We start from the raw sequence: 23,399 nt of genomic DNA on the forward strand, positions 1-23,399 counted from the left end.
ACGCGCGGCCGGACTGGGCCGGCCGCAACAGCCGCAACAGCCGCAACGCAGAAAAGACCGGCCCCGTGGGGCCGGTCTTTTCGTTAATGCGGGTTCTGCCTACGCCAGGAGGGACGGCTTCAGTTCCTGGAGCCGGCCCAGCAGGCCGTTGATGAAGGCCGGGGATTCGTCCGTGGAGAGCGCTTTCGCCAATTCCACGGCTTCGCTGATGGCCACTTTGTCGGGAACGTCGTCGTTGTAGAGGAGTTCCCACGTGCCCAGGCGGAGGATGATGCGGTCCACCGAAGGCATGCGATCAAGCGTCCAGCCCTGCGAATACGTGCTCAGGAACTCGTCAATCTGCTCCTGCATCGCAACCACGCCTTCCACCAGGTCCATGGTGTAGGGGTTGATGGTCTGGTCGGTCTTTTCGCGGCGGGCCCGGATGGCATCGAAGGCCGAAACCGAACGCTGTTCGGCTTCGAAAAGGACCTCCAGTGCCCGGGTCCGTGCTTTACTGCGTGCGCTCACTCGTTAACGCGTCCCAGGTAGTCGCCGGTGCGGGTGTCAACCTTGACCTTGGTGCCCTGTTCCAGGAACAGGGGCACCTGGATCTCGTAGCCGGTCTCGATGGTGGCCGGCTTGGTGCCGCCGGTGGAGCGGTCGCCCTGCAGGCCCGGCTCCGTGTACGTGATTTCCATGGTGACCGACGGCGGCAGCTCGATGTAGAGCGGCGAGCCTTCGTGGATGGCGATGGTGACCATCATGGACTCCATCATGAAGTTCGCGTTGTCACCGACAATCTTGCCGGGGACCGTGAGCTGGTCGAAGTCGGAGGTGTCCATGAAGACGTAGTCTTCGCCGTCCTGGTACAGGTACTGGTAGTCGCGGCGGTCCACGGTGGCGGTCTCGACCTTGATGCCGGCGTTGAACGTCTTGTCCACTACCTTGCCCGAAGTCACGTTGCGCATCTTGGTACGGACGAACGCACCACCCTTGCCCGGCTTCACGTGCTGGAACTCGATGATGCTCCAGAGGTTGCCTTCAAGCTTCAGCACGGTGCCGTTCTTGATGTCGTTGGTCGTCGCCACAGTTTCTCTTCCGTTGTTCGTGAAAGTACGTTTTATTCAAGTCCGTCGACTATTCTACCCGCTCGCGCACAACCTACAGGCTGAGGCGGATTCCGCCCTGCGGCTCGGAGGCGATCTCCTGGTAGGCAGCGAACAGCAGCGAGGTGTCCGGCACCTCGAGCATGGACGGTTTCGCCAGCCCGTCCAGCACCACGAAGCGCAGCAGGTCGCCCCGGGACTTCTTGTCCCGCCGCATGCCGTCCAGCAGCGCGGACCAGCGGTCCTTCCGGTACGTCACCGGCAGTCCCAGCGAGGACAGGATCTCCTTGTGCCGGTCAGCCGTGGCGTCATCCAGGCGGCCGACGGTCCGGCCCAGCTCCGCGGCAAAGACCAGTCCCACGGACACGGCGGCACCGTGGCGCCACTGGTACCGTTCCGCCAGCTCGATGGAATGGCCCAGCGTGTGCCCGTAGTTCAGGAATTCACGGCGGCCGGACTCCCGCAGGTCGGAGGAGACAATGTCGGCTTTGACCCGGATGGAACGTTCCACCAGTTCGCGGACGACGGCGGACCCGCCGTCGGCAACTGCCTCACGGTTCGCTTCGACCAGGTCCAGGATGGCGGGGTCGGCAATGAAACCGCATTTGATGACCTCGGCCATGCCGCTGAGCAGTTCGTTCTTCGGCAGGGTGGCCAGCGCGTCCAGATCCGCCAGGACTCCGGCCGGGGGGTGGAAGGCGCCCACCAGGTTCTTGCCCTCAGCGGTGTTGATGCCGGTCTTGCCGCCCACGGCGGCGTCCACCATACCCAGCAGGGAGGTCGGAATGTGCACCACCTTGATGCCGCGCAGCCAGGTGGCGGCAACGAAGCCGGCCACGTCGGTGACGGCGCCGCCGCCCACGGCCACAATGGCATCGGACCGGGTGAAGTCGTTCTGGCCGAGGACCTGCCAGCAGAAGGACGCCACCTGGATGTGCTTGCCCTCTTCGGCATCCGGGATTTCGGCGGTTACGGCGGTCAGGCCGGTCGCGGCGAGTTCATCGCGCACGGTGTCGCCGGTGGTGCGCAGGGCGCGGGGATGGATGACCAGGACACGGCGGACGCGCTCACCGAGCATGTCCGGCAGCCGGCCGAGCAGGCCGTGGCCGACAACGACGTCGTAATTGTCTGCGGGGTTGGCGCCGGTCACCGGGATGATCGTTGGTTCGGAGGGCATCTAGTCTTCTCCTTTAGTGAGGACGGAAGTCAGCCGGTCAATGATGGCCGGAACGGTAAGTCCCCTGGTGTCTATGGTGATGTCGGCCAGGGATTCGTATATGGGGCGGCGGATGTCCGCCAGCTCCTGCCAGCGCCGGACCGGGTCCGGTGCCAGCAGCGGGCGGTGGCCTGCGCGGGTGATGCGGGGAAGCACGGTGGCAAGGTCCGTATCCAGAAACACTACCGTGGCGCGGCCGAGGAGCTGCTGGGTCCCCGAATCCAGTACCGCTCCCCCGCCCAGTGAAATCACGGTGGGCACGCGGGCCTCAAGCGCCGCGGCGACGGTCCGCGCTTCGACTTCCCGGAAATAGTGCTCGCCGTAGGCGCTGAAAATGCCGGCAATGGGCCCGTACCGGGCCACGACGGCCTCGTCCGTGTCCAGGAAGGGCATCCCCTGGCGGGCAGCGAACCCGCGTCCGACGACGGACTTCCCCGCCGCCATGAAGCCCATCAGGACCAGGTGCCGGTCAGAGCTCCACGACCGGCTCCGGGGCAGGCCGCTCCTAGAGGACATCGGTACCGGCGGATTCCAGCGACTGCGGGATGGCGGCCAGGTAGGCGTGCAGGTTGCGTGCCGTCTCGGGCACGGAATCACCGCCGAACTTCTCAATCACGGCTTCGGCCAGGACCAGCGCCACCATGGCTTCAGCCACCACTCCTGCAGCGGGGACCGCGCAGACGTCCGAGCGCTGGTGGTGGGCACGCGCCGGCTCGGACGTACTCACGTCCACGGTGCGCAGCGCCCGCGGCACGGTGGCAATGGGCTTCATGGCGGCCCGCACCCGCAGCAGTTCGCCGATGCTCATGCCGCCTTCGATCCCTCCGGCGCGGTTGCCGGAGCGGACCACCCGGCCGTCGGCGTCCTGCAGGATTTCGTCATGCGCGGCGGAACCGCGGCGGGTGGCTGTGAGGAAACCGTCACCCACCTCCACTCCCTTGATGGCCTGGATGCCCATCAGGGCACCGGCGATCCGGGCGTCCAGCCGGCGGTCCCAGTGCACGTAGCTGCCCAGTCCGGGCGGCAGCCCGTAGGCCAGCACCTCCACCACTCCCCCGAGCGTCTCGCCCTCCTTGTGGGCGGCATCGACTTCGGCAACCATGGCCGCGGAGACGCCGGCGTCGAAGCAGCGCATCGGATCGGCGTCGAGGGCGTCGACGTCGGCGGGCAGCGGCAGTGCGGATCCCTCGGGTGCCATGACGCCGGCGATCCCCACCGTGTGGCTGACCAGTTCAATGCCGAGCTGCCGAAGGAAGGCCGAAGCCACCGCGCCGAGGGCCACGCGGGTGGCTGTCTCGCGGGCGCTGGCGCGTTCGAGGACGGGCCGGGCCTCGTCAAAGCCGTATTTCTGCATGCCGGTGAAGTCGGCGTGCCCCGGACGGGGACGGGTGAGCGGGGCGTTGCGGGCGGAATCGGCCAGGACCGCCGGGTCCACGGGATCGGCAGCCATGACCTGTTCCCATTTGGGCCACTCGGTGTTGCCGATTTCAATGGCGACGGGGCCGCCCTGGGTGAGGCCGTGGCGGACACCGCCGAGGATGCGCACCGCGTCCTGCTCGAACTTCATCCGTGCGCCGCGGCCGTAGCCGAGCCGCCGGCGGGCCAGGGCGGCGGAGACGGCGGTGCTGTCCACTTCCACTCCGGCAGGGACGCCTTCAATAATTCCGACAAGGGCAGGGCCGTGGGACTCACCGGCGGTCAACCAACGCAACATGCTTTCAATACTGCCATGCCCGGCGGGGGCGTTCAGCGCCGCGGGATTCCCACCGCGTCACACATGGCGTTTATGACGCCGGGTTCATCCGAGAACGCATCCGCGGTGAACAGCTTGACCTGTTCCACGGCCTGGTACAGCAGCATCTCGATGCCCGGGGCCACCGTTCCGCCGAGCCCGGACCAGGCCGAGGCAAGGCGGCTCGGCCAGGGGTCATAGGCTGCGTCCAGGAGGACGGCGTCCGGGCGTACCGCGGAGATTTCCTCCGCCAGGCCGTCGGCGCCGTGCGGGGGCAGCGTGCAGATCACGACGTCGGCTGCCGAGCAGGCCGCCGCTGCCTCCTCCCACGGGCGCGGGCGCACCGTGACACCGGTAGCCAGGCCGGCTTCGCGGACTCCTGCCCTGCCGGCTGCCGCTTCCGGAAAGCGCCGGGCGCAGACGTCGACGCCGTCCGCGTCCAGCTCTGCCAGGGCCGCAACGGCCGCACACGCGGTTCCGCCGGCGCCGAGCACGACGGCGCGTGGCCGGCGCCGGGTTCCGGCGTGCCGCAGGGCTCCGACTATGCCGGGCACATCGGTGTTGTGCCCGGTCAGCCGCGGGCCGGAGTCCGTACGGCTGAAGGTCACGGTGTTCAGCACTCCGAGTGCCTGCACCAGCGGCCGGACCTCGTCCATCTGCGTCACCATAACGGCCTTCAGCGGCATGGTGACGGACAGGCCGGTCCAGCCGGCCTGTCCGCGAAGGGAGGCCACAAACTCTGCGGCTTCCGCTTCGCGGACATCGATGGCCTCATAGCTGCACTCGAACCCCAGGTGGGCGTAGGCCGCCCGGTGCAGCAGGGGTGACTTGGAATGGCCGATCGGGTGACCCAGGACGGCTGCCCGCCGTGGAACCACTTATCCGCACCGCCCGGCTTTTTGGGTGCTGCACCAGTTCTGGTATTCCTCTACGTACTCGGCGTGCTCGGCCAGGGTGGAGGAGAACTTGGTTTCGCCCGTGTCGAGGTTGACCGTGACCCAGTAGTAGTACGGGACATCGTCGGGGTTGGCGGCCGCGTCAATGGCCTCCCGGCTCGGGGAACCGATCGGACCGACGGGCAGGCCGGGGTTGGCGTACGTGTTGTACGGGTTGGACTTGTCGGCCTTTTCCTCGGGAGTGAGTTCGTAGCTCTTGCGCCCCAGCCCGTAGGTCACCGTTGCATCGGACTGGATCAGCCCGTTGGTTTCCTTGTTGTCCGGGCCGAGACGGTTCTCGATGGAACCGGCAACGGAACCGTAGTCCGCTTCCCCGGCTTCGGCCTGGATAATGCTGGCCTTGGTCAGGATGCGGTACTGCTCGGCGGGATCGGTAATGCCGGCCTCTTCGAGCTCGGTGAAGGTGCTCTCCACCATCTCGGTGATGATCTCGGTGGCGGTCTTCTCCACATCGAACCGGTATTCGCCGGGGTGCAGGTAGCCCTCGAGGCTCACGGCTTCCTCGGGCAGACCGAACTGCTGCGGATCTGCGGCCAGGGCCTGGAACTCCGAGAGCGGAATCCGAGTGGAGGTGTTGAGGACTTCAAAGACCTCGTTCTGGCGCAGGTCACGGGCCACGGCGGCGTAATGCACCTGACTGCCCCCGTCTCCCAGCAGGGCGTCCACCGCTGCCGAAGAGGACATCTGATACTTCATTTCATACGTGCCCGGCTGGATCTCCCGGCCGTCGGACTGCGCGGAGAAGGTATCGATGAACTTCTTGGAGGAGGCCACGATGTCTTCGGACTCGAGCTTGCCGCCGATCAGCAGCGGGCCGTCACCCTCAGCGACGGTAAAGGCCACGGTACCGTTGCCGGCACCCTTGTAGTCCTGGACCTCGTTCATACCCAAAAGGTCCCGCAGGAACATGATGAGGCCGAAAATAACCCCGGCAAACACGGCCAGCACGGTGATCATGACGATGGTGCGGCGCCGGCGCCGGCGCTGCTTTTCAAGGCTCGGCCGCTGGCTCCTGCGGCTGGGCAGCTCCAAGGACTCCTCGAAGAACTGGCCCACGGGCAGGTCCCCGCTGGACTGCCCGGGCTGGCGCTCCGGCTCCGCCATCGGGGGGTACTCGGGATATCTGTGGCTCACGGCGTGATACCGCCTTCGCGCTCGATGTCCTGCGAAATGTCGAACTCCTCGGTCGGGGCCGGCACTCCGCCGCCTGGGCGGCGCGGCCGGCTAGGTGTAACCAGCTCCCCTACGTCCCGGTTCAGGGACCGCTGTGTGTCAATAGACTGCTGCAAAATGGCGACAGCGGCCGCTTGATCCACTACTGTACGGTGATTCCGGCTGTTCATTCCAGCTTCATGCAGTGATCGGTGCGCGGACACAGTAGTCAGCCGTTCATCCACGAGCCGCACCTGCTGGTCCTGCCCGGCATCGGCCAGGGCCCGGGCCAGCGTCTGCGCGTACTCGCGCGCCATCCGGGTGGACGCGGTTTCACCGCCGCTCAGGCTCCGCGGGAGGCCGACGAACACTTCAACGGCCTCCCGCTCTGCAGCTTCGCGGACCACCACGCGGATGTCGCTGTTTTTCTTAGCGTCCCGCTTCAGCGTCTTCACCGGCATGGCCAGGACGCCGTCGGGGTCGCTGGCTGCGAGGCCGACCCTTACGAGGCCGACGTCGACACCCAGCTTCACCCCGCGGAGAGTTGCCAAGTTAGGCCCGTCCGGCCACGGCTTGGCGGATGGCCGTGAGCGCATCCGCGATCCTGCCGGCGTCGGAGCCGCCGCCCTGGGCGACGTCGTCCTTGCCGCCTCCGCCGCCGCCGAGCACACCGGCGGCAACCTTGACCAGTGCCCCGGCCTTGACGCCTGCACTGCGGGCGCCTTCATTGGTGGCAACAATCACTACCGGGCGGTTGTTCGAGACACCGGCCACGGCCACAGCTGCGGCGTCGCTGCCCAGGCGGGAGCGCAGGTCGAGTGCCAGGGTACGCAGATCATCCGCTCCCCCGACCTCGCCGGCGTTGTGGGCCAGCAGCCGGACGCCGTCGACGTCCACTGCGGTGCCGACGAGGGCGGCAGCCGAGGCCGCCAGCTGCTCGCGGCGCAGCCGGTCCAGTTCCTTCTCGGTGGACTTCAGCTTTGCCAGCGTGGCGGCAAGGCGGTCCGGCAGCTGCGCCGACGGGACCTTGAGCATCTCGGAGAGTTCGTTCACCAGTGCCCGTTCGGCAGCGAGGTGGCGGAATGCGTCCATGCCCACGAAGGCTTCGACACGGCGGTTGCCGGACCCTACGGACTGCTCGCCCAGCAGCGTCAGGCTGCCGATGCGGGAGGTCGAGGCCACGTGCGTGCCGCCGCAGAGTTCACGGGACCAGTCGCCGTTCATTTCCACCACGCGCACGGTGTCGCCGTAGGCTTCGCCGAACAGTGCGGTGGCGCCCAGGGCCTTCGCCTCGGACAGGGACATGATCTTGGTTTCGACCTGGTAGTTGCTGCGGATTGCCAGGTTGGAGACCTCTTCGATTTCCGACTTCGCGGCGTCGGACAGGCCTTCGCCCCAGGAGAAGTCGAAGCGGAGGTAGCCGGCCTTGTTGAAGGAACCGCGCTGGAGGGCTTCCGGGCCGAGGATCTGGTGCAGGGCGGCGTGCACAATGTGCGTGCCGGAGTGCGCCTGCTCGGCTTCGTGGCGGCGCTGGGCGTCGACGGCGGCCAGCACGGTGGCGCCGGCAGCGATCTCGCCTTCGCGGACAATGGCCTTGTGCACGCTCAGCCCCTTGACCGGGCGCTGGACGTCCTGCACCTCGAGGACAAAGCCGTCACCGGTGATGAGGCCGGTGTCGGCGGCCTGGCCGCCGGCTTCGGCGTAGAACGGCGTGGAGTCCAGGACCAGGGAAATCTCCGAGCCCTGTCCGGCGTATTCCACCCGGGAATCTCCGGAAATGATGCCGCGGACCTTGGATTCGGACTTCAGCTCGTCGTAGCCGGTGAACTCCGTCTGCCCGGCGGCCAGCAGTTCGTTGAAGACGGACATGTCGGCGTGTCCGTGCTTCTTCCCGCGGGCATCTGCCTGGGCGCGCTTGCGCTGCTCGGACATCAGCGACCGGAAGCCGGCTTCGTCCACCTTCAGGCCCGCTTCCTCGGCCATTTCCAGCGTGAGGTCGATGGGGAACCCGTAGGTGTCATGCAGGGCGAAGGCTTCTTCGCCGCTCAGCGGGGAACCGGCGGCCTTGGAGACCTTGACGGCTTCTTCCAGGCGCTCGGTGCCGGAGGCGATGGTGCGCAGGAACGCTTTTTCCTCGGCGTAGGCAATCCGGCTGATCCGGGCGAAGTCGGCCTCGACCTCGGGGTAGGTGCCCTTCATGGCGTCCCGGGAAACGGGCAGCAGTTCGGGCAGCACGGCCGTTTCCACGCCGAGCAGGCGCATGGCGCGTACGGCACGGCGGATCAGGCGGCGCAGCACGTAGCCGCGGCCTTCGTTGGAGGGGCTCACGCCGTCGGAAATCAGCATCAGTGCGGAGCGGATGTGGTCACCCACCACGCGCATCCGGACGTCATCGGTGTGGTGCGGATCGGAGGGGTCTTCGGCGCTGGTGTAGGTCTTGCCGGAGAGCTCGGCGGCCTTGTCCAGCACGGGACGGACCTGGTCCGTCTCGTACATGTTCTCCACGCCCTGCAGGATCATGGCGAGGCGTTCCAGGCCAAGGCCGGTGTCGATGTTCTTCTGCGGCAGTTCGCCGGCAACGTCGAAGTCCGTCTTGGAGCGGACGGCGGAGAGCTGGTACTGCATAAAGACCAGGTTCCAGATTTCGATGTAGCGCGTCTCGTCGACGGCCGGGCCGCCTTCCTGGCCGTACGCCGCGCCGCGGTCGTAGTAGATCTCGGAGCAGGGGCCGCCGGGGCCGGCCTGTCCGGTATTCCAGTAGTTGTCGGCCTTGCCGGTTCCCACGATGCGCTCGTTCGGGATGCCGATCTTGTCCCGCCAGATGGCGCGGGCTTCGTCGTCGCGCTCGTCGCCGTCTTCGTAGACGGTGACCCAGAGCCGCTGCGGGTCCAGCCCGTAGCCGCCCTTCTCCACGTCGGAGGTCAGCAGGTCCCAGGCATAGGTGATCGCTTCTTCCTTGAAGTAGTCACCGAAGGAGAAGTTGCCGGCCATCTGGAAGAAGGTGCCGTGGCGTGCGGTCTTGCCCACTTCTTCAATGTCCGCGGTGCGGATGCACTTCTGCACACTGGTTGCCCGGCTGTACGGAGCCTTTTCCCGGGCGGTGAGGTAGGGGATGAACGGCACCATGCCGGCCACGGTGAACAGCAGCGAGGGATCGTTGGAGACGAGCGACGCCGAAGGCACCACCGTATGCCCCTTATCGCTGAAGTAGTCCAGCCAGCGGCGTGCAATCTCGTGGGACTTCATGGTGCTTCTCTACCCTTCCGGTAATGATGGTTCAGCATGCAGGTGGAACTGCGTGCGTTGTGCTGTGCTGCCAGTGATGAAGAAGTACCGGCGCTCAGCGGCGCATGGACCTCAGTGTCTCGGTGATGTTCTCGGGAGTGTCCAGTCCAAGTGCCGCGCGCAGCTCGCCCTCACGCTGGCCCATGCCTTCGCGCAGGGCTTCGGCAAAGCCCTGCACCACGCCCGCGGCGGAATCCACCGCACGGTTGATTCTCGCCTGGCTCAGGCTGGCCTTGGCCTCGGAAACCCTGCGGACGGCAATGACGCCGATGGCGACGCCGATGGACATCCAAAATACGCGCTTGATCATGGCTGGCTCCTGTAGTTGGTTAAGTGTGCTGGCGTACTTAGCGGCTGCGCCGGCCGCGGCCGGCTGTCCTGCGGGAAGCAAGGGCCGAGCGGACGCCGTAGCTGAACGCCGAGACCTTGATCAGCGGGGAACCCACGGTGGCGGCCACGAGGGAAGACAGGGCGGACAGGTTCGCCGTCGCGTCCGAGACGTTCGAGGAGATGCCGTCCACCTTCTGCAGCTGCTGATTGGTGGTGGACACCGTGGTGGTGACCTCGTCGATCAGCGGTGTGGTTTCCTCGCTGAGGGTCCGGATGGCGGAGCGCATCTCGTCAAAGACCTTCCCCAGTTTCCAGACGGGAACGGCCAGCAAAGCGACCAACACGGCAAACACACCGGCCGCGATCAGACCGGCTATATCTCCACCCGACATGGGACTCCTTTTACGCAAAATTTGTGGTTCGCAGCACCGTGACCGGCGCTGCCCTGGAGTCCCTGCCTGGATACGGCGAAAGACCCCGGTATGTACCTTACCTACTGCAGCCCCGCGGCACTTACTTTTGCCGCGTGCGCCACTTGGGGCGGCATCTGCCCCGGACAACGGAACAGCCCGCGGCACAAGGCCGCGGGCTGTTCAGTAAACGGAAATTTTCTCCGTAATTAGCGTGCGTAGTATTCCACGACGAGCTGCTCTTCGCAGGTCACGGGAACTTCCGAGCGCTTCGGGCGACGCACGAGGCGTGCCTGCAGCTTGTCCAGGGAAACATCGAGGTAACCCGGAACGGCGGGCAGGACGTCGCGGTGGGCGCCGGCTGCGGCAACCTGGAACGGCGTCATGGTCTCGCTGCGCTGGTGCACGTGGATGAGCTGGCCTTCGGAAACGCGGAAGGACGGGCGGTCCACGCGGGCGCCGTCAACCAGGATGTGGCGGTGCACAACCAGCTGGCGGGCCTGGGCGATCGTGCGGGCGAAGCCGGCACGCAGCACGAGGGCGTCGAGACGCATTTCGAGCAGTTCGATCAGGTTTTCACCGGTCAGACCGGCGGTACGGCGGGCTTCTTCGAAGACACGGGTCATCTGTGCTTCGCGGATGCCGTACTGGGCGCGCAGACGCTGCTTTTCGCGCAGACGTACCGCGTAGTCGCTGTCCTGCTTGCGACGGGCGCGGCCGTGCTCACCCGGGGGGTAAGGCCGACGCTCGAAGTACTTTGCTGCCTTGGGGGTCAAAGCAATGCCGAGGGCGCGCGATGCGCGTGCCTGCCGGCGTGCACGTGTGTTGTTAGCCACGTTCACCTTTCACTGTTTGGCGGTTTGGCCACGGCGGTGATGCGTGCCGTGACTGCTGCGAAATATGCTGGCCTCCATGAGGGAGAGCTCCGGCCAACCGCTGCCGTCTGCTACAGCCGAGGGTGTCGAAATCGACAACCGGCTTGCCAGTCAACCATCAATGCTAACACGGGATGCGGGGCCGGCAGGTCAGGACTTCTCCCCGCGGATGATCCCCCGCAGCCGCTCCAGCCGCGCGGTGATGTCGCGTTCCACGCCGTTGCCGGTGGGTTCGTAGTAGTTCTTACCGACCAGGTCATCCGGGGCGTATTGCTGGCGCGCAACCCCGTGCGGCGAATCATGCGAATAGACGTACCCCTTGCCGTGCCCCAGCTGCTTCGCACCCGGGTAGTGGGCATCGCGCAGGTGGGAGGGAACGCCCTGCCCGCGCCCGGCCCGGACATCAGCGATGGCCGCGTTGATGCCGTTGTAGGCAGCGTTGGACTTCGGAGCGGTGGCAATATGCACCACCGCCTCCGCAAGGATGATCCGCCCTTCCGGCATGCCGATCAGCTGCACGGCCTGGGCCGCCGCGACGGCGGTCTGCAGCGCCGTCGGATCCGCCATGCCCACATCTTCCGACGCCGAAATGATCAGCCGCCGGGAAATGAACCGCGGGTCCTCCCCCGATTCCAGCATGCGGGCCAGGTAGTGCAGGGCGGCGTCGACGTCCGATCCGCGGAGGGACTTGATGAACGCGCTGGTGATGTCATAGTGCTGGTCACCGGCGCGGTCATAGCGCAGCGCCGCGACGTCCAGGGCCTCTTCGGCGTGCTTCAGGGTGACTTCCGGGATGTCGTCGCCGTCGGCTTTCTCGGAGTAGGCGACGCCGGCGGCGGCCTCGAGTGCGGTCAGGCCGCGGCGGGCGTCGCCTGCCGCCAGCCGGACCAGGTGCTCCAGCGCCTCGGCGCTGAGCGTGACCCGCCCGGCGAGTCCCCGTTCATCCTCGACCGCGCGCTGGAGCAGGGCGGCAATATCCTCCTCGGTCAGGGGCTTCAGGGTGAGCAGCAGCGACCGGGACAGCAGCGGGGAAACCACGGAGAAGGACGGGTTTTCCGTGGTGGCGGCCATGAGGACCACCCACCGGTTTTCCACGCCCGGCAGCAGGGCGTCCTGCTGGGCCTTGTTGAAGCGGTGGATCTCATCCAGGAAGAGGATGGTGGTGACGCCGTGCAGGTCCCGGTCCGTCAGTGCCTGTTCCATGACCCGGCGGACGTCCTTGACGCCGGCTGTGATGGCGGAGAGCTCCACGAACTTTCGCCCTGCGCCGCGGGCGACAACGTGCGCGAGCGTGGTCTTGCCGGTGCCCGGCGGTCCCCACAGCATGACCGAGGAGGGACCGGCGGGGTTGCGTTCATCGGCGGAGGACGCCAGCGTGCGCAGCGGCGAACCTGGGCCGAGCAGGTGCTGCTGTCCCACCACCTCGTCCACCGTGCGCGGGCGCATCCGGACAGCCAGCGGGCTGCGCGGCCGTATCCGCGTGCCCTGGGCCGTCCCGGCGTCGTCGAACTCTGCGTCGTCGTCTCCGTCAACGCTGAACAAATCATTCCCCGGCAAACCATTCACGCTTCAAGGCTACTCGTGCCGTAACCTGAGCTGGTCCATCCCTCTCTCGTCGAAAGCAGGCCTCACCGTGCCCGGCTCCCGCACCACCTATGTTCCGGCAGAGCGGCTGGTTGGCTGGCTGGAACGGTTCGAGGCAAGCCAGGGCGCACTGGAGTTCCTTCCTGACAACGACGGGATCCGGGTCCGTGCAGCCTCCGGCGCCGAGGCCCGGCTGCTCGGGCCGTGGCCTGCCGACGGGCGGCCCGGGCGGGGAGCCAACGACGTCGAACGCCTCGCTTCGCTGGCCGGGCAGGCCAGGACCCTGGGCCTGGTGCTGGCGCGCCGGGGCGGATATGCCGTAGGGGTGGCCCGGGAAGGGAGACTGCTGGCCTCGAAAACCGGTTCGTCCAACAGCCGCCGGGCGAATGCCGCCGATGCCCTGGCGGGCACCGTCGCGGAACAGGCAGCGACCCTCTTCGGCAGCGCCGCTCCTGAGTACCTGGTCTTCGGCGGCGACCGGATGCTGGCCGAGCAGGTGGCCGGCCGGCGCGAGTTGGCGCGCTGGGCCGGACTCCCCCGGCTGCGTCCGCTGGACGTACCTGACCCGAAGGCTGCCGTGCTGGAACAGGCGGCACGGGACGCCGTGTCCGTGGTCATCCGGATCACGCTGCCCTAGCTCCAGGTCAGGCCGGCGGCGTGCCCGCGATGCGCCCGACCACGGCGGCGGCGGGCTCCGGCGCTGCCGAACGGTAGCCGGTTCCGGCCCAGAGGCTGGTGCCGTGCGGATCGCCGGCGGCTGCTGCCTGCGCCCGGAGGGCTTTCGTGATCTGGTTGACCAGCGGATACGCGGCAGGCGCGTCAGAGTGTTCTGCCATAAACCGGTTGGCGAGTCCCCGGGCGGTGCGGCCGGAGAAGGCACGGGTCAGTGCCGTCTCCGTAAACTGCGGGTCCTGCAGGGCCGCCCGGTGCACGCCGCTGGTTCCGGCTTCCGGGCTCAGCAGCAGTGCTGTGCCGATCTGGACGGCGTCGGCGCCTGCCTCGAGGAGCGTCCGGGCCTTGGCGGAGGTGCAGATTCCTCCGGCGGCAATGAGTTCGACGTCGGAACCTGCACTGCTGCCGGCGCTCCGGACGGCGCGCACCAAGTCCTCCAGCGGCTGCGCGGGCGGTTCCGCCGCGGCGTCGAAGGTTCCGCGGTGGCCGCCCGCCTCCGGACCCTGCAGGCACAGGATCCCGGCGCCCGCCGCTGCGGCCAGCGCTGCTTCCCCGGCCGTGGTGACGGTAACGGCGACGGCGGTGCCCGCATCCCGGAGCGCATCGATGACGTCTTTGCCGGGCAGGCCGAAGGTAAAGGACACCACCGGCACCTGCAGGCGGCGGACCAATTCGAGCTTCGCGTCCCAGTCGTCGTCGTCCGCCGGGTCCGGCAGCGGCAGCAGCTCCGGCGGATAGTCCCGAGCCAGCTGCTCCCGGTAGGCCAGGGCAGCGGCGACCTGCCGGGACGTACCGGAACCGCCGGTGTTCGCGGCGTCCGGGACAAAGAGGTTGACGCCGAACGGCTTGCCGGTCAGCTCCCGGGTCCGCGCGATTTCGCCGGCCACCGCCCCGGCGCTTTTGTAGCCGGCGGCGAGGAAGCCCAGGCCGCCGGAGTTACTGACGGCTGCGGCCAGCGACGGAGTGGACGGCCCGCCGGCCATCGGGGCGCCGACGACGGCGTGCGGCAGGGACTTCAGCGTAAACACGGCGGGCGGTTACAGCTTTACGGTGCCGTCAATGCAGGTGGCGGTTTCCCCGCCGACCCAGATTCTGCGGTCGCGGGTAAAGATCCGCACGAGTCCGGACCGTTCCAGTACCGTGCCCTGGGTGACGGTGTAGCGTTCCGGCGCCAGCCCGGCTCCGATCAGCCACTGCGCCAGACCGGCGTTGAGGCTGCCCGTGACCGGATCCTCCCGGACTCCGTGGCCGGGCGCGAAGGCGCGGACTTCGTAGTCTGTTTCGCCGCCGTCGGCCTGCGGTCCGATGACTCCGATAGCCAGGGATCCCATGGCCGCCGGATCCGGGGTCAGGGACAGGACGGTTTCGGCATCCTTCAGGAGCAGGCCGAGCCAGCCGGGGCCGTTGTCGATCCAGTTCGAGGCGGAGACCTGGTCCCGGGTGATGCCCAGGGCGTCCACTGCCTGTTTCAGTACGGCTTCCTCCAGCTCGCCCGAGCGGATCAGCGGCGGGGCGCCGAACGCGGCCATACCGGCCGAGGCGTGCAGGGTCACCAGCCCCACTCCGCACTCGGAAATGACGACGCCGGGGTAGTGCGGGATGTTGCCGGCCTCCAGCCAGGCATGGCAGGTGCCCAGCGTGGGGTGCCCGGCGAAGGGGATCTCTCCCCCGGGTGTGAAAATCCGGACCTTGTAGTCGGCGCCGTCCTGCGTCGGGGGCAGGACGAAGGTGGTCTCCGACAGGTTGGTCCACCGGGCAAAGGAGGCCATGGCGGCGTCGGACACGCCGTCCGCGTCGAGCACCACCGCCACGGGGTTGCCCAGATAGGGTTTGGTGCCGAAGACGTCCACCTGCTTGAACCAGCGATCTCTCATGCCCAAACACTATCGGGTGCCGGTGCCGGACTGTCCAGCGGAAGCGGGCATGTCCGGGCAGGGGTTAAAGCACGGTACCCGGCCGCGCGCTGCGACCGGGTACCGTCTGCGCCGGGAAGTTACGCTTCCTTCGCGGGTGCTTCCTTGTCCTTCTTGGCCTCCGGCTTGAAGTCCACGCCGGCTTCCTTGCGCTGCTGCGGCGTGATCGGCGCCGGAGCCTGCGTCAGCGGGTCGAAGCCGCCGCCGGACTTCGGGAAGGCGATGACGTCGCGGATGGAATCGGTGCCGGCCAGCAGGGCCACCACGCGGTCCCAGCCGAAGGCGATGCCGCCGTGCGGCGGTGCACCGTACTTGAAGCCTTCGAGCAGGAACCCGAACTTCTCCTGGGCGTCTTCCTGTGAAAGGCCCATGACCTTGAAGACCCGTTCCTGCACGTCGCGCTGGTGGATACGGATGGAGCCGCCGCCGATTTCGTTGCCGTTGCAGACAATGTCGTAGGCGTAGGCCACGGCCGACTCGGGATCCGTGTCGAAGGTATCCATGAATTCGGGCTTGGGTGAAGTGAACGCGTGGTGCACGGCGGTCCAGGCGCCGCCGCCCACTGCTACGTCACCGGCTGCAACGGCAGCGGAGGCCGGCTCGAACATGGGCGCGTCGACAACCCAGACGAAGGCCCAGTCCTTGGGATCGATCAGGCCGGTGCGGTGGCCGATCTCCACGCGGGCGGCACCGAGCAGGGCTCGTGCCTCGCTCTTTTCACCTGCTCCGAAGAAGATGCAGTCGCCGGGCTTGGCGCCGACCTTTTCGGCGAGGTTCTCCCGCTCGAAGTCCGTCAGGTTCTTGGCGACCGGGCCGGTCAGCGTGCCGTCCTCCTGGATGAGCACGTAGGCCAGGCCCTTTGCGCCGCGCTGCTTGGCCCATTCCTGCCAGGCATCCAGGGTCCGGCGTGCCTGGGAGGCACCGCCGGGCATCACCACGGCACCCACGTACGGGGCCTGGAAAACGCGGAAGGTGGTGTCCTTGAAGAACTCGGTGAGCTCGGTCAGTTCCAGGCCGAAACGCAGGTCCGGCTTGTCGGAACCGTAGCGGGCCATGGCATCCGCGTAGGTCATGCGCGGAATGGGGGTGGTGATCTCGACGCCGATGAGCTTCCACAGCGACTTCACGATCTGCTCGCCCAGGGCGATGATGTCGTCTTCCTCAACGAAGCTGGCTTCAATGTCCAGCTGCGTGAACTCCGGCTGGCGGTCGGCGCGGAAATCCTCGTCGCGGTAGCAGCGGGCAATCTGGTAGTACTTCTCGAAGCCGCCCACCTGCAGCAGCTGCTTGAACAGCTGCGGGGACTGCGGCAGCGCGTACCAGGAACCCGGTGCCAGGCGTGCGGGAACCACGAAGTCGCGGGCACCCTCGGGAGTGGAGCGCGTCAGCGTGGGGGTTTCAATTTCCACGAAGCCTTCGTCGTGCAGCAGCTCGCGGGCCACACGGTTGGCTTCGGACCGCAGGCGCATGGCTGCTGCCGGTGCCGGGCGGCGCAGGTCCAGGTAGCGGTGGCGCAGGCGGGCTTCCTCGCCGACCTCCACGTGCTCGTCAATCTGGAACGGCAGCGGATCGGAGGTGTTCAGGATCACGACGTCGTCAGCGATCACCTCGACTTCGCCGGTGGCGAGGGCCGGGTTTTCGTTGCCCTCGGGCCGCTTCTGCACGGTGCCGGTGATCTGCAGGACGTACTCGTTGCGCAGGCCGTGGAAGACGTCCTCTTCACGCACCACCACCTGCGCCACGCCCGAAGCGTCGCGGAGGTCGAGGAAGGCAACGCCGCCGTGGTCGCGCCGTCGGGCGACCCAGCCTGCGAGAGTAACGGTCTGTCCAATATGCTCGGCCCTCAGGGAACCAAGGGCATGAGTGCGCAGCACAGCTGTCCTTTCGAGAAACTTGCGGAAACCACTGTTTCCGCCCATTGTAAATACACGGTCTTCTTGAGAGTTTACCGGTGAACGGACCCCCACCCCGCCAAGCACCTACCGATTGGACACCCCTGTTGTCCGGCACTACCCAGCCGCGAGTTCCCCTGGGCGGCTTTGACGCCACCACTGCCGGCCTAGGCTCCATCGTCGGCGCGGGTGCGTTTGTTGCCTTCTCGCCGGCTGCCGCCGCCGCAGGTCCTGCGCTGGGCACGGCGCTGGGAATAGCCGCATTTGTGGCCTTCCTCTGCGGGCTCTCCACCTTCCAGCTCAGCAGGGCCGTCTCGCGGCGCCTCCCCGAGGACCAGGGCGGGGATGCGACGGCGCGGACCGCGGCGCGGATCCTGCTGGGACCGTACAGCGGGTTCCTTTCCGGCTGGACCCTGGTGTGGGGGCTGCTGCTGTCCTCCGCCGTGCTGGCCCTCGCGTTCGGCGCCTACGCCGTCCCGGAACACCCCAGAGTCGGTGCCGCGGGCGCCGTCGTTGTGATGGCCGCAGTGAATCTGCTGGGACTCAGCCGGAGCTCCTGGGTTACCCGCTTCATTGTTGCCTTCGTTTTCAGCGTCCTGGCCTTCACCGTGGTGGTGCTCTTCAACGAGGCACCCAACCAGCCGGTGCGCGTGGGCGCGGAGATCGAGGCATCCACGTCCGGCGTGCTGCAGGCAGCCGGACTGCTGTTCTTCCTCTTCTCCGGGTACACGCGGCTGGCCACCATGGGCTCCGGTGTGCGCAATCCCTCCCGCAACCTCCCCATCGCCATCCCCGCGGCGCTGGCCGTGGCCTTCGTGCTCTATTGGTTCATGGGCTCCTCCATGCTGGCCTACTACGGGGCGGCGGCGCTTTCCGCGGAAACCGCACCGCTGCTGGACCCGATGCAAAGCGTGGGCGCCGGCGTGGGTACGGGGGCCGTGGTCATCGCGGTGACTGCCGCTGCGCTGGGCGGCCTGTGGTCGCTGCTGGAATCGGCAAGCCGGACCGCGTCCGCCATGGCCTCCGACCGGGACCTGCCGGCAGTCTTCACCGCTTCCCGGAACACCCGGACCGGTTCCGTGCCCTGGGCCGCCCACGCCGCGGCCGCCGTCGTCGTCCTGCTGCTGGTGCTGTCCGGCGATATTGACGGACTGCTGGGCATGGCGTCCTTCACCCTGCTCTTCTACGCGGCCATCACCACCGTGTGCGCGTTCTCGCTGAAGGACCGCACCCGCTACGCGCCGCGCCTCCTGAACCTTGCCGGCGCGGCCGGTGCCCTGCTGCTGGCCCTCGCCCTGCCGCCGCTGTCCATCAGCCTGGCCCTGATCATTCTGGTGGCCGGACTTGTGGTCCGCCTGAGCTTCCGCCGCCCGCGGTCCTCCAAGACTCCGCCGGCGCTTTAGTCCGCTTCGGGTCCGGCCGCCGCCCACGCACGGACTTCGTCCAGCAGTTCGGCGCGGCGTCCCGCGGACGCAAACGAAGCTTCGATGGAATCCTCCCCGAGCCGGGCGAGCTGCGCCCGGCTCAGGCCGAAAACTTCCTGCACGGTCCGGAAGTTGTCATCCACGTAGCCGCCGAAGTACGCCGGATCGTCGGAGTTCACCGAAATGTTCAGCCCGTGATCGAGCATCTGCGGCAGCGGATGCTGCGCCAGGCTCTCCACGGCCTGCAGCCGCACGTTGGAAAGCGGGCAGATGGTCAGCGGAATCTTGTCGCGGACCAGCCGCTCGACCAGGGCCGGGTCATCCAGGCAGGTGATGCCGTGGTCGATCCGGTCGACGAGGAGCAGGTCCAGAGCCTCCACGATGTAGGTGGGCGGCCCTTCCTCGCCGGCATGGGCAACGGTCCTCAGCCCGGCCTCCCGCGCCCTCCGGTACAGCTCGACGAACCACGACGGCGGATTCCCCACTTCCGCCGAATCCAGGCCTATCGCAATGATCGGCGCCCCCATGGCCAGCAGCTCTTCCAGGACCTCCAGGGCTTCCGCCGCAGGGCGGTCACGCAGGAACGCGGCGATCAGCCCGGTGGAGATGCCGAATTCCTCCTCGCTGCGCTCCAGCACCGCGCAGACACCGCGGACGGAGGTCTCGAGCGGAATCCCACGGATGAGGTGCGCCTGCGGGTCCATCATCATTTCCACATGCCGCACCCCGGCGGTGGCTGCCCGCCGCAGATAGGCACGGGTCATGTCGGCGAAGTCCGCCTCTGTGCGCAGGACGTCCATGTTGGAGTAGTACAGGTCCAGGAAGGACTGCAGGTCCGTGAAGCGGTAGCGGGCGCGGAGGTCCTCGAGATCGGCGTAGGGCAGGTCGATGCCGTTGCGCGCAGCCAGTTCAAAGATCAGCTCGGGTTCCAGCGTCCCTTCTATGTGCAGGTGGATTTCGGCACAGGGCGGGGTGGCAAGCAGTTCGGCAACCATGGAACCAAGCCTAGGATGCCCCCGCCGCCGGCAGCTACCCGGCCCGCTGCGCTAGGCGGTGGGAACCGAAGCCGGGGTCACCTGCACGGTGAGGTCCTCCGCCGGCGGCGTCCAGAGCGCCGGGTCGGCGGGCACCTGGTCACCGGAGCGGATGTCCTTGACCTCGTGGCTGCCGTCTTCTCGGGTGAACCAGACAAACGGGATGCCCCGGCGGTCGGCGAACTTGATCTGCTTGCCGAACTTCTCCGCCTTCGGTGCCACCTCCACGGAAATCCCCCGGCTGCGGAGCTGGGCGGCAATGTCCTGGGCCTCGGACCAGGACTCATCGGTGGCCAGCGTCAGCAGCACGGTGGTGGGCACGCTGCGCGAGGCGGAGGCGAAGTCCTGGCTGAGGATGCGCATCACCAGCCGGGTGACGCCGATGGAGAGTCCGACGCCGGGGAAGGTGCGGCTGCCCTTGCTCGCCAGGGAGTCGTAGCGTCCGCCGGAGCAGATCGAGCCGAGCGCTTCGTGCCCAACGAGGACCGTTTCGTAGACGGTGCCGGTGTAATAGTCCAGGCCGCGGGCGATGCTCAGGTCTGCCAGGACGCGGCCCGGAGCACGGCGGGACGCTTCACTGATGACCTGGAACAGTTCGTCCAGGCCTTCCTCGAGCAGGTCGTTGGACACGCCCAGGGCGCGGACCTGCTCAACGAAGGAGGTGTCTTCCGTCCGGATGGAGGCCAGCTTCAGGGCTGCCTCGGCCTGCTCGGCAGTGGCGCCGAGTTCTTCCTGCAGGAGTTCGGCCACACGCTGCGCACCGATCTTCTCCAGCTTGTCGATGCTGCGCAGCACCCCGGCCGTGTCTTCCAGGCCGATGCCGCGGTAGAAGCCTTCGGCCAGCTTGCGGTTGTTGACCCGGATCTTAAACTCGGGGATGGGCAGCGCGCCGAGGGCTTCGGCGATCACCAGCGCCAGCTCGACGTCGTACCGGAACGGCAGGTCGCCGTCGCCCACCACGTCGATATCGGCCTGCGTGAACTCCCGGGCGCGTCCCTCCTGCGGCCGTTCGCCGCGCCAGACCTTCTGGATCTGGTAGCGGCGGAACGGGAAGGAGAGGTGGCCGGCGTTCTCCACCACGTAGCGGGCAAACGGCACGGTCAGGTCGAAGTGCAGGGCGAGCTGGTTGGGATCCTCCTTGCCGGAGGCCTCGCCTTCCTCGGCCTGCAGGCGGCTCAGTGCATAGACTTCCTTGTCAATCTCGCCCTTGCGCAGCAGCTGGCCCACCGTTTCCACGGCACGGGTTTCAATGTTGGAAAAGCCGTGCAGTTCGAAGGTGCGGCGCAGTACGTCCAGGACATGGAGTTCAACCAGGCGCTCCTGCGGTAGCCATTCGGGGAAACCGGACAGTGAGGCCTTGCGTGCCATGGCGGCAAACTCCTTAGGTGGGCGAAACGGCGCAGGCAGCACTCCGCCCGGCCAAAGTGCACGCTTCAAAGCGTGCATAAACTATGTGCGGCACTCATTTTAGCGAACTCGGGCGCAGCCCTTGTCCCGGACGCGCTGGTGCGGACTCCGGTCCGTTCCCGCTCCAGCCCCGGAATCAGCACAGATCCAGTACAGGAGGTAACGGTGGCAGCAAACCGCACCAGCCGTGAAGACAGGCGCCGCGTGGCTCGGATGGAAGCACGCAGGGCCTTCGCCGCTGCCCGTGCCAAGCGCCGGAAGCGGGACAACCTCTTCGCGGCAGCGGCCGCCGTCGTTATCCTCGCGCTGGCCGTGGCCCTGCAGGTGAGCTGGTTCAGTTCGGACCCCACCGCGGACGAACTGGCGCAGCTGCGGGAAGAGTCCGCGGCAGCCGACCTGCCCGCCGTTCCGGATCCGTCCGTGGCCGAGGGGAAGACCTTCACCGGTTCCCTCTCGCTTGGCCAGGGCGAGGTCGGGGTGGAGCTGGACGGCAACGCGGCACCGCAGGCCGCCGCCGTGTTCAAGACGCTTGCGGATGAGGGGTATTTCAGCGGCAAGGACTGCCACCGTCTGACCGCCACCGAATCCACGTCCGTGCTGCAGTGCGGATCACCGAACGGTGACGGAAAGGCCGACCAGGATTTCCTGTGGGGGCCCGTGGAAAACTCCCCTGCCGACGGCATTTACCCGGCCGGCACCATCGCCGTCGCCCGCGGTGACGACGTGATGAGCAACGGCACACAGTTCTTCATCGTTTACAAGGATTCGACGTTGGCGCAGGAATCCGGCGGCTACACGATAATGGGTAAGGTAACGTCAGGTCTTGACGTAGTTGAGGCCATTGCATCCTCGGGGACTGACTCCGGGGGAACCGATGGCCGTCCGAAAGACCCGGTGACGATTAACTCGTTCACCCTGAAGTAAACGGCGGCGCGGGCTTCGCAAACTGCCATCCATCGAGTGAAAGACTTTTAGCGGTGACAGACAGTCAGAAATCCGACGAAACAGCAGGCCCTTCCACTACGGAGACGTCCCGGCCTGCCACTCCGAGCCCGGCAGCACTCGCGGCGCGGCGGCCCTCCCCCGCAGCCGTAGGCGCCCGGCCCGGCGCGGCAGCCCAGCCGGTGGTGGCTGCCCCGGCCGCCCACTCCACCCCGTTGGAGGAAGCAGCCCGCTTCGCACGCGTCGAGGAGGACGGCCATGTCTTCCTGATCGTGGACGGCGAAGAAACCGCCGTCGGGCAGTTCCCCGATGCCTCCAAGGAGGATGCGCTGGCCTACTTCGTGCGCAAGTACGACGACGTCGCCAGCCAGCTCCTGCTCCTCGAGCAGCGGGTGCAGGTCAAGGCCCCGGCCGCAGACATCCACAAGACGCTGAAGCACCTGGCCCAGCAGGTGGCCGAGCGCAAGATGGTGGGCGACATCAAGGCTCTCGACGCCCGCATTGCGTCCCTCGAAGCCTCGCTGCAGGAAGCCGAGGCCGCCGAGCGCGCCGAAGCTGAAGCAGTGAAGGCACGCGAACTCGCTGCCCGCGAGGCCATCGTGGCCGAGGCGGAGGAAATCGCCGCCAAGGACCCTGCCACCATCCAGTGGAAGACCAGCAGCAACCGGATGAATGAGCTGTTCGATGCGTGGAAGACCGCGCAGAAGAACGGCCCGCGCCTGGGCCGCAGCACCGAAGACTCCCTGTGGAAGCGGTTCCGTTCCGCCCGCACGGTCTTCGACCGCCACCGCCGCGCCTACTTCTCCCAGCTGGACAGCGAAAACTCGTCCGCCAAGGCGGCGAAGGAGGCGCTCATCGCCCGCGCCGAGGAACTGGCCACGTCCACGGACTGGGGCAACACCGCCGCCGAATACCGGCAGCTCATGGACGAGTGGAAGGCGTCCAAGCGCGCCAGCCGCAAGGACGACGACGCCCTGTGGGCGCGTTTCCGTGCAGCGCAGGACCAGTTCTTCGCAGCCCGGCAGGCAGCAAACGAGGTTATCGACGAGGAATTCGCCGCCAACCTCGTGGTCAAGGAAGAGCTGCTGAAGGAAGCCCAGGCGCTGCTGCCGGTGCGTGACCTGACCGCAGCCCGCAAGGCCCTGCAGTCCATCCGCGAACGCTGGGAAGACGCCGGCAAGGTGCCGCGGGCGGACATGGGCCGCATGGAAGCCGGCATCCGCAAGGTCGAGGAAGCCGTCAAGGCCGCCGAAGACGAGCACTGGCAGCGGAGCAACCCGGAAACCAAGGCGCGCACCAACTCGGCGCTGTCCCAGCTGGAGGCGACCATCGCGTCCCTCGAGCAGGATCTGGCCGACGCCGAGAAGGCCGGCAACGCGAAGAAGATCGCGGATGCGCGCGAAGCCCTTGAAGCCCGCCAGCAGTGGCTGGCCATGCTGCAGAAGTCCGCGCAGGACTTCGCCTAGGCTTTACCCTCTTCCGCACGG

At 67.4% G+C, this 23,399-nt stretch carries 22 protein-coding genes; 4 read left to right on the forward strand and 18 right to left on the reverse strand.

Features of this window, described 5'->3' with window-relative positions:
* Positions 1 to 99: 99 nt before the first annotated feature.
* From nusB to N2K95_RS09260, 13 genes are all read right to left on the reverse strand, one after another.
* On the reverse strand, positions 100 to 510 hold the full coding sequence (gene nusB, locus N2K95_RS09200; protein WP_227921364.1) for a transcription antitermination factor NusB: 411 nt from the start codon (positions 508 to 510) through the stop codon (positions 100 to 102).
* Positions 507 to 1,070, reverse strand: coding sequence for an elongation factor P (efp, locus tag N2K95_RS09205; protein ID WP_227911484.1), 564 nt, complete (start codon positions 1,068 to 1,070; stop codon positions 507 to 509). Before efp ends, nusB begins: the two co-directional genes overlap by 4 nt.
* A 73-nt stretch (positions 1,071 to 1,143) precedes the next feature.
* Complete coding sequence (aroB, locus tag N2K95_RS09210) at positions 1,144 to 2,265, reverse strand: 3-dehydroquinate synthase (RefSeq protein WP_255791898.1); 1,122 nt, start codon at positions 2,263 to 2,265, stop codon at positions 1,144 to 1,146.
* Positions 2,266 to 2,820: a shikimate kinase gene (locus N2K95_RS09215; protein ID WP_260651319.1), complete on the reverse strand. Its 555-nt coding sequence runs from the start codon at positions 2,818 to 2,820 to the stop codon at positions 2,266 to 2,268.
* Entirely contained in the window at positions 2,810 to 4,018 is a 1,209-nt protein-coding gene (gene aroC, locus N2K95_RS09220) for a chorismate synthase (protein ID WP_260651320.1), read from the reverse strand. Before aroC ends, N2K95_RS09215 begins: the two co-directional genes overlap by 11 nt.
* A gap of 32 nt (positions 4,019 to 4,050) precedes the next feature.
* A complete protein-coding gene (locus N2K95_RS09225) occupies positions 4,051 to 4,914 on the reverse strand; it encodes a shikimate dehydrogenase family protein (RefSeq protein ID WP_260651321.1) in 864 nt (287 codons plus the stop codon).
* The gene (gene mltG, locus N2K95_RS09230) at positions 4,915 to 6,126 is read right to left on the reverse strand and encodes an endolytic transglycosylase MltG (protein WP_260651322.1); all 1,212 of its coding nucleotides are present in this window, start codon (positions 6,124 to 6,126) and stop codon (positions 4,915 to 4,917) included.
* Positions 6,123 to 6,740, reverse strand: coding sequence for a Holliday junction resolvase RuvX (gene ruvX / locus N2K95_RS09235; RefSeq protein WP_407079936.1), 618 nt, complete (start codon positions 6,738 to 6,740; stop codon positions 6,123 to 6,125). Before ruvX ends, mltG begins: the two co-directional genes overlap by 4 nt.
* A complete protein-coding gene (gene alaS / locus N2K95_RS09240) occupies positions 6,697 to 9,390 on the reverse strand; it encodes an alanine--tRNA ligase (protein WP_260651323.1) in 2,694 nt (897 codons plus the stop codon). Before alaS ends, ruvX begins: the two co-directional genes overlap by 44 nt.
* A 94-nt stretch (positions 9,391 to 9,484) precedes the next feature.
* Positions 9,485 to 9,739, reverse strand: a complete 255-nt coding sequence (locus tag N2K95_RS09245) for a hypothetical protein (protein ID WP_260651324.1) — start codon at positions 9,737 to 9,739, stop codon at positions 9,485 to 9,487.
* A 37-nt stretch (positions 9,740 to 9,776) separates the two neighbouring features.
* Positions 9,777 to 10,151, reverse strand: coding sequence for a DUF948 domain-containing protein (locus tag N2K95_RS09250; protein ID WP_260651325.1), 375 nt, complete (start codon positions 10,149 to 10,151; stop codon positions 9,777 to 9,779).
* Between the two features lie 227 nt (positions 10,152 to 10,378).
* Positions 10,379 to 11,005, reverse strand: a complete 627-nt coding sequence (rpsD, locus tag N2K95_RS09255; protein ID WP_146361840.1) for a 30S ribosomal protein S4 — start codon at positions 11,003 to 11,005, stop codon at positions 10,379 to 10,381.
* A gap of 189 nt (positions 11,006 to 11,194) precedes the next feature.
* Positions 11,195 to 12,490 (reverse strand): replication-associated recombination protein A, encoded by a 1,296-nt coding sequence (locus tag N2K95_RS09260; protein WP_407079947.1) that lies wholly within the window; start codon positions 12,488 to 12,490, stop codon positions 11,195 to 11,197.
* A gap of 187 nt (positions 12,491 to 12,677) precedes the next feature.
* Between N2K95_RS09260 and N2K95_RS09265 the strand changes: the two genes are divergently transcribed.
* Complete coding sequence (locus N2K95_RS09265) at positions 12,678 to 13,265, forward strand: Vms1/Ankzf1 family peptidyl-tRNA hydrolase (protein ID WP_260651327.1); 588 nt, start codon at positions 12,678 to 12,680, stop codon at positions 13,263 to 13,265.
* A gap of 7 nt (positions 13,266 to 13,272) precedes the next feature.
* Here N2K95_RS09265 and N2K95_RS09270 read toward each other — a convergent pair whose 3' ends face one another.
* The 3 genes from N2K95_RS09270 to aspS all read right to left on the reverse strand — a co-directional run bounded on the left by N2K95_RS09270 (position 13,273) and on the right by aspS (position 17,087).
* Positions 13,273 to 14,328 carry a nitronate monooxygenase gene (locus tag N2K95_RS09270; RefSeq protein WP_260651328.1) on the reverse strand — a complete coding sequence of 352 codons (1,056 nt, stop codon included), beginning with the start codon at positions 14,326 to 14,328 and terminating at the stop codon, positions 13,273 to 13,275.
* Between the two features lie 9 nt (positions 14,329 to 14,337).
* Positions 14,338 to 15,174 carry a PhzF family phenazine biosynthesis protein gene (locus N2K95_RS09275; protein WP_260651329.1) on the reverse strand — a complete coding sequence of 279 codons (837 nt, stop codon included), beginning with the start codon at positions 15,172 to 15,174 and terminating at the stop codon, positions 14,338 to 14,340.
* Between the two features lie 119 nt (positions 15,175 to 15,293).
* Complete coding sequence (gene aspS / locus N2K95_RS09280; protein ID WP_260651330.1) at positions 15,294 to 17,087, reverse strand: aspartate--tRNA ligase; 1,794 nt, start codon at positions 17,085 to 17,087, stop codon at positions 15,294 to 15,296.
* Positions 17,088 to 17,212: 125 nt separating this feature from the next.
* On the opposite strand from aspS, the gene N2K95_RS09285 reads away from it, so the two are divergent.
* The gene (locus N2K95_RS09285) at positions 17,213 to 18,508 is read left to right on the forward strand and encodes an APC family permease (protein WP_260651331.1); all 1,296 of its coding nucleotides are present in this window, start codon (positions 17,213 to 17,215) and stop codon (positions 18,506 to 18,508) included.
* Here N2K95_RS09285 and N2K95_RS09290 read toward each other — a convergent pair.
* Together N2K95_RS09290 and hisS are read right to left on the reverse strand one after the other, a co-directional pair.
* Positions 18,505 to 19,524: an adenosine deaminase gene (locus tag N2K95_RS09290; RefSeq protein WP_260651332.1), complete on the reverse strand. Its 1,020-nt coding sequence runs from the start codon at positions 19,522 to 19,524 to the stop codon at positions 18,505 to 18,507. The two genes, N2K95_RS09285 and N2K95_RS09290, sit on opposite strands and share 4 nt — an antisense overlap.
* A 51-nt stretch (positions 19,525 to 19,575) precedes the next feature.
* Positions 19,576 to 20,931, reverse strand: a complete 1,356-nt coding sequence (gene hisS, locus N2K95_RS09295) for a histidine--tRNA ligase (RefSeq protein ID WP_260651333.1) — start codon at positions 20,929 to 20,931, stop codon at positions 19,576 to 19,578.
* Between the two features lie 204 nt (positions 20,932 to 21,135).
* On the opposite strand from hisS, the gene N2K95_RS09300 reads away from it, so the two are divergent.
* Together N2K95_RS09300 and N2K95_RS09305 are read left to right on the forward strand one after the other, a co-directional pair.
* A complete protein-coding gene (locus tag N2K95_RS09300; protein ID WP_260651334.1) occupies positions 21,136 to 21,894 on the forward strand; it encodes a peptidylprolyl isomerase in 759 nt (252 codons plus the stop codon).
* 53 nt (positions 21,895 to 21,947) lie between these two features.
* The gene (locus tag N2K95_RS09305; RefSeq protein WP_260651335.1) at positions 21,948 to 23,378 is read left to right on the forward strand and encodes a DUF349 domain-containing protein; all 1,431 of its coding nucleotides are present in this window, start codon (positions 21,948 to 21,950) and stop codon (positions 23,376 to 23,378) included.
* The last annotated feature ends 21 nt before the right edge of the window (positions 23,379 to 23,399 follow it).

Source organism: Arthrobacter zhaoxinii (assembly GCF_025244925.1).
GTDB classification, from domain to species: Bacteria; Actinomycetota; Actinomycetes; order Actinomycetales; family Micrococcaceae; genus Arthrobacter_B; species Arthrobacter_B zhaoxinii.

What these genes read in the sequence shown, in the direction of transcription:
- ruvX (WP_407079936.1), bottom strand. Translation starts at nt 6,740, where the DNA reads ATGCGCTCACGGCCATCCGCCAAGCCGTGGCCGGACGGGCCTAACTTG.
- hisS (WP_260651333.1), bottom strand. Translation starts at nt 20,931, where the DNA reads ATGGCACGCAAGGCCTCACTGTCCGGTTTCCCCGAATGGCTACCGCAG.
- alaS (WP_260651323.1), bottom strand. Translation starts at nt 9,390, where the DNA reads ATGAAGTCCCACGAGATTGCACGCCGCTGGCTGGACTACTTCAGCGAT.
- aroC (WP_260651320.1), bottom strand. Translation starts at nt 4,018, where the DNA reads ATGTTGCGTTGGTTGACCGCCGGTGAGTCCCACGGCCCTGCCCTTGTC.
- N2K95_RS09260 (WP_407079947.1), bottom strand. Translation starts at nt 12,490, where the DNA reads ATGCGCCCGCGCACGGTGGACGAGGTGGTGGGACAGCAGCACCTGCTC.
- N2K95_RS09215 (WP_260651319.1), bottom strand. Translation starts at nt 2,820, where the DNA reads ATGTCCTCTAGGAGCGGCCTGCCCCGGAGCCGGTCGTGGAGCTCTGAC.
- aroB (WP_255791898.1), bottom strand. Translation starts at nt 2,265, where the DNA reads ATGCCCTCCGAACCAACGATCATCCCGGTGACCGGCGCCAACCCCGCA.
- N2K95_RS09250 (WP_260651325.1), bottom strand. Translation starts at nt 10,151, where the DNA reads ATGTCGGGTGGAGATATAGCCGGTCTGATCGCGGCCGGTGTGTTTGCC.
- N2K95_RS09275 (WP_260651329.1), bottom strand. Translation starts at nt 15,174, where the DNA reads ATGAGAGATCGCTGGTTCAAGCAGGTGGACGTCTTCGGCACCAAACCC.
- N2K95_RS09245 (WP_260651324.1), bottom strand. Translation starts at nt 9,739, where the DNA reads ATGATCAAGCGCGTATTTTGGATGTCCATCGGCGTCGCCATCGGCGTC.
- N2K95_RS09290 (WP_260651332.1), bottom strand. Translation starts at nt 19,524, where the DNA reads ATGGTTGCCGAACTGCTTGCCACCCCGCCCTGTGCCGAAATCCACCTG.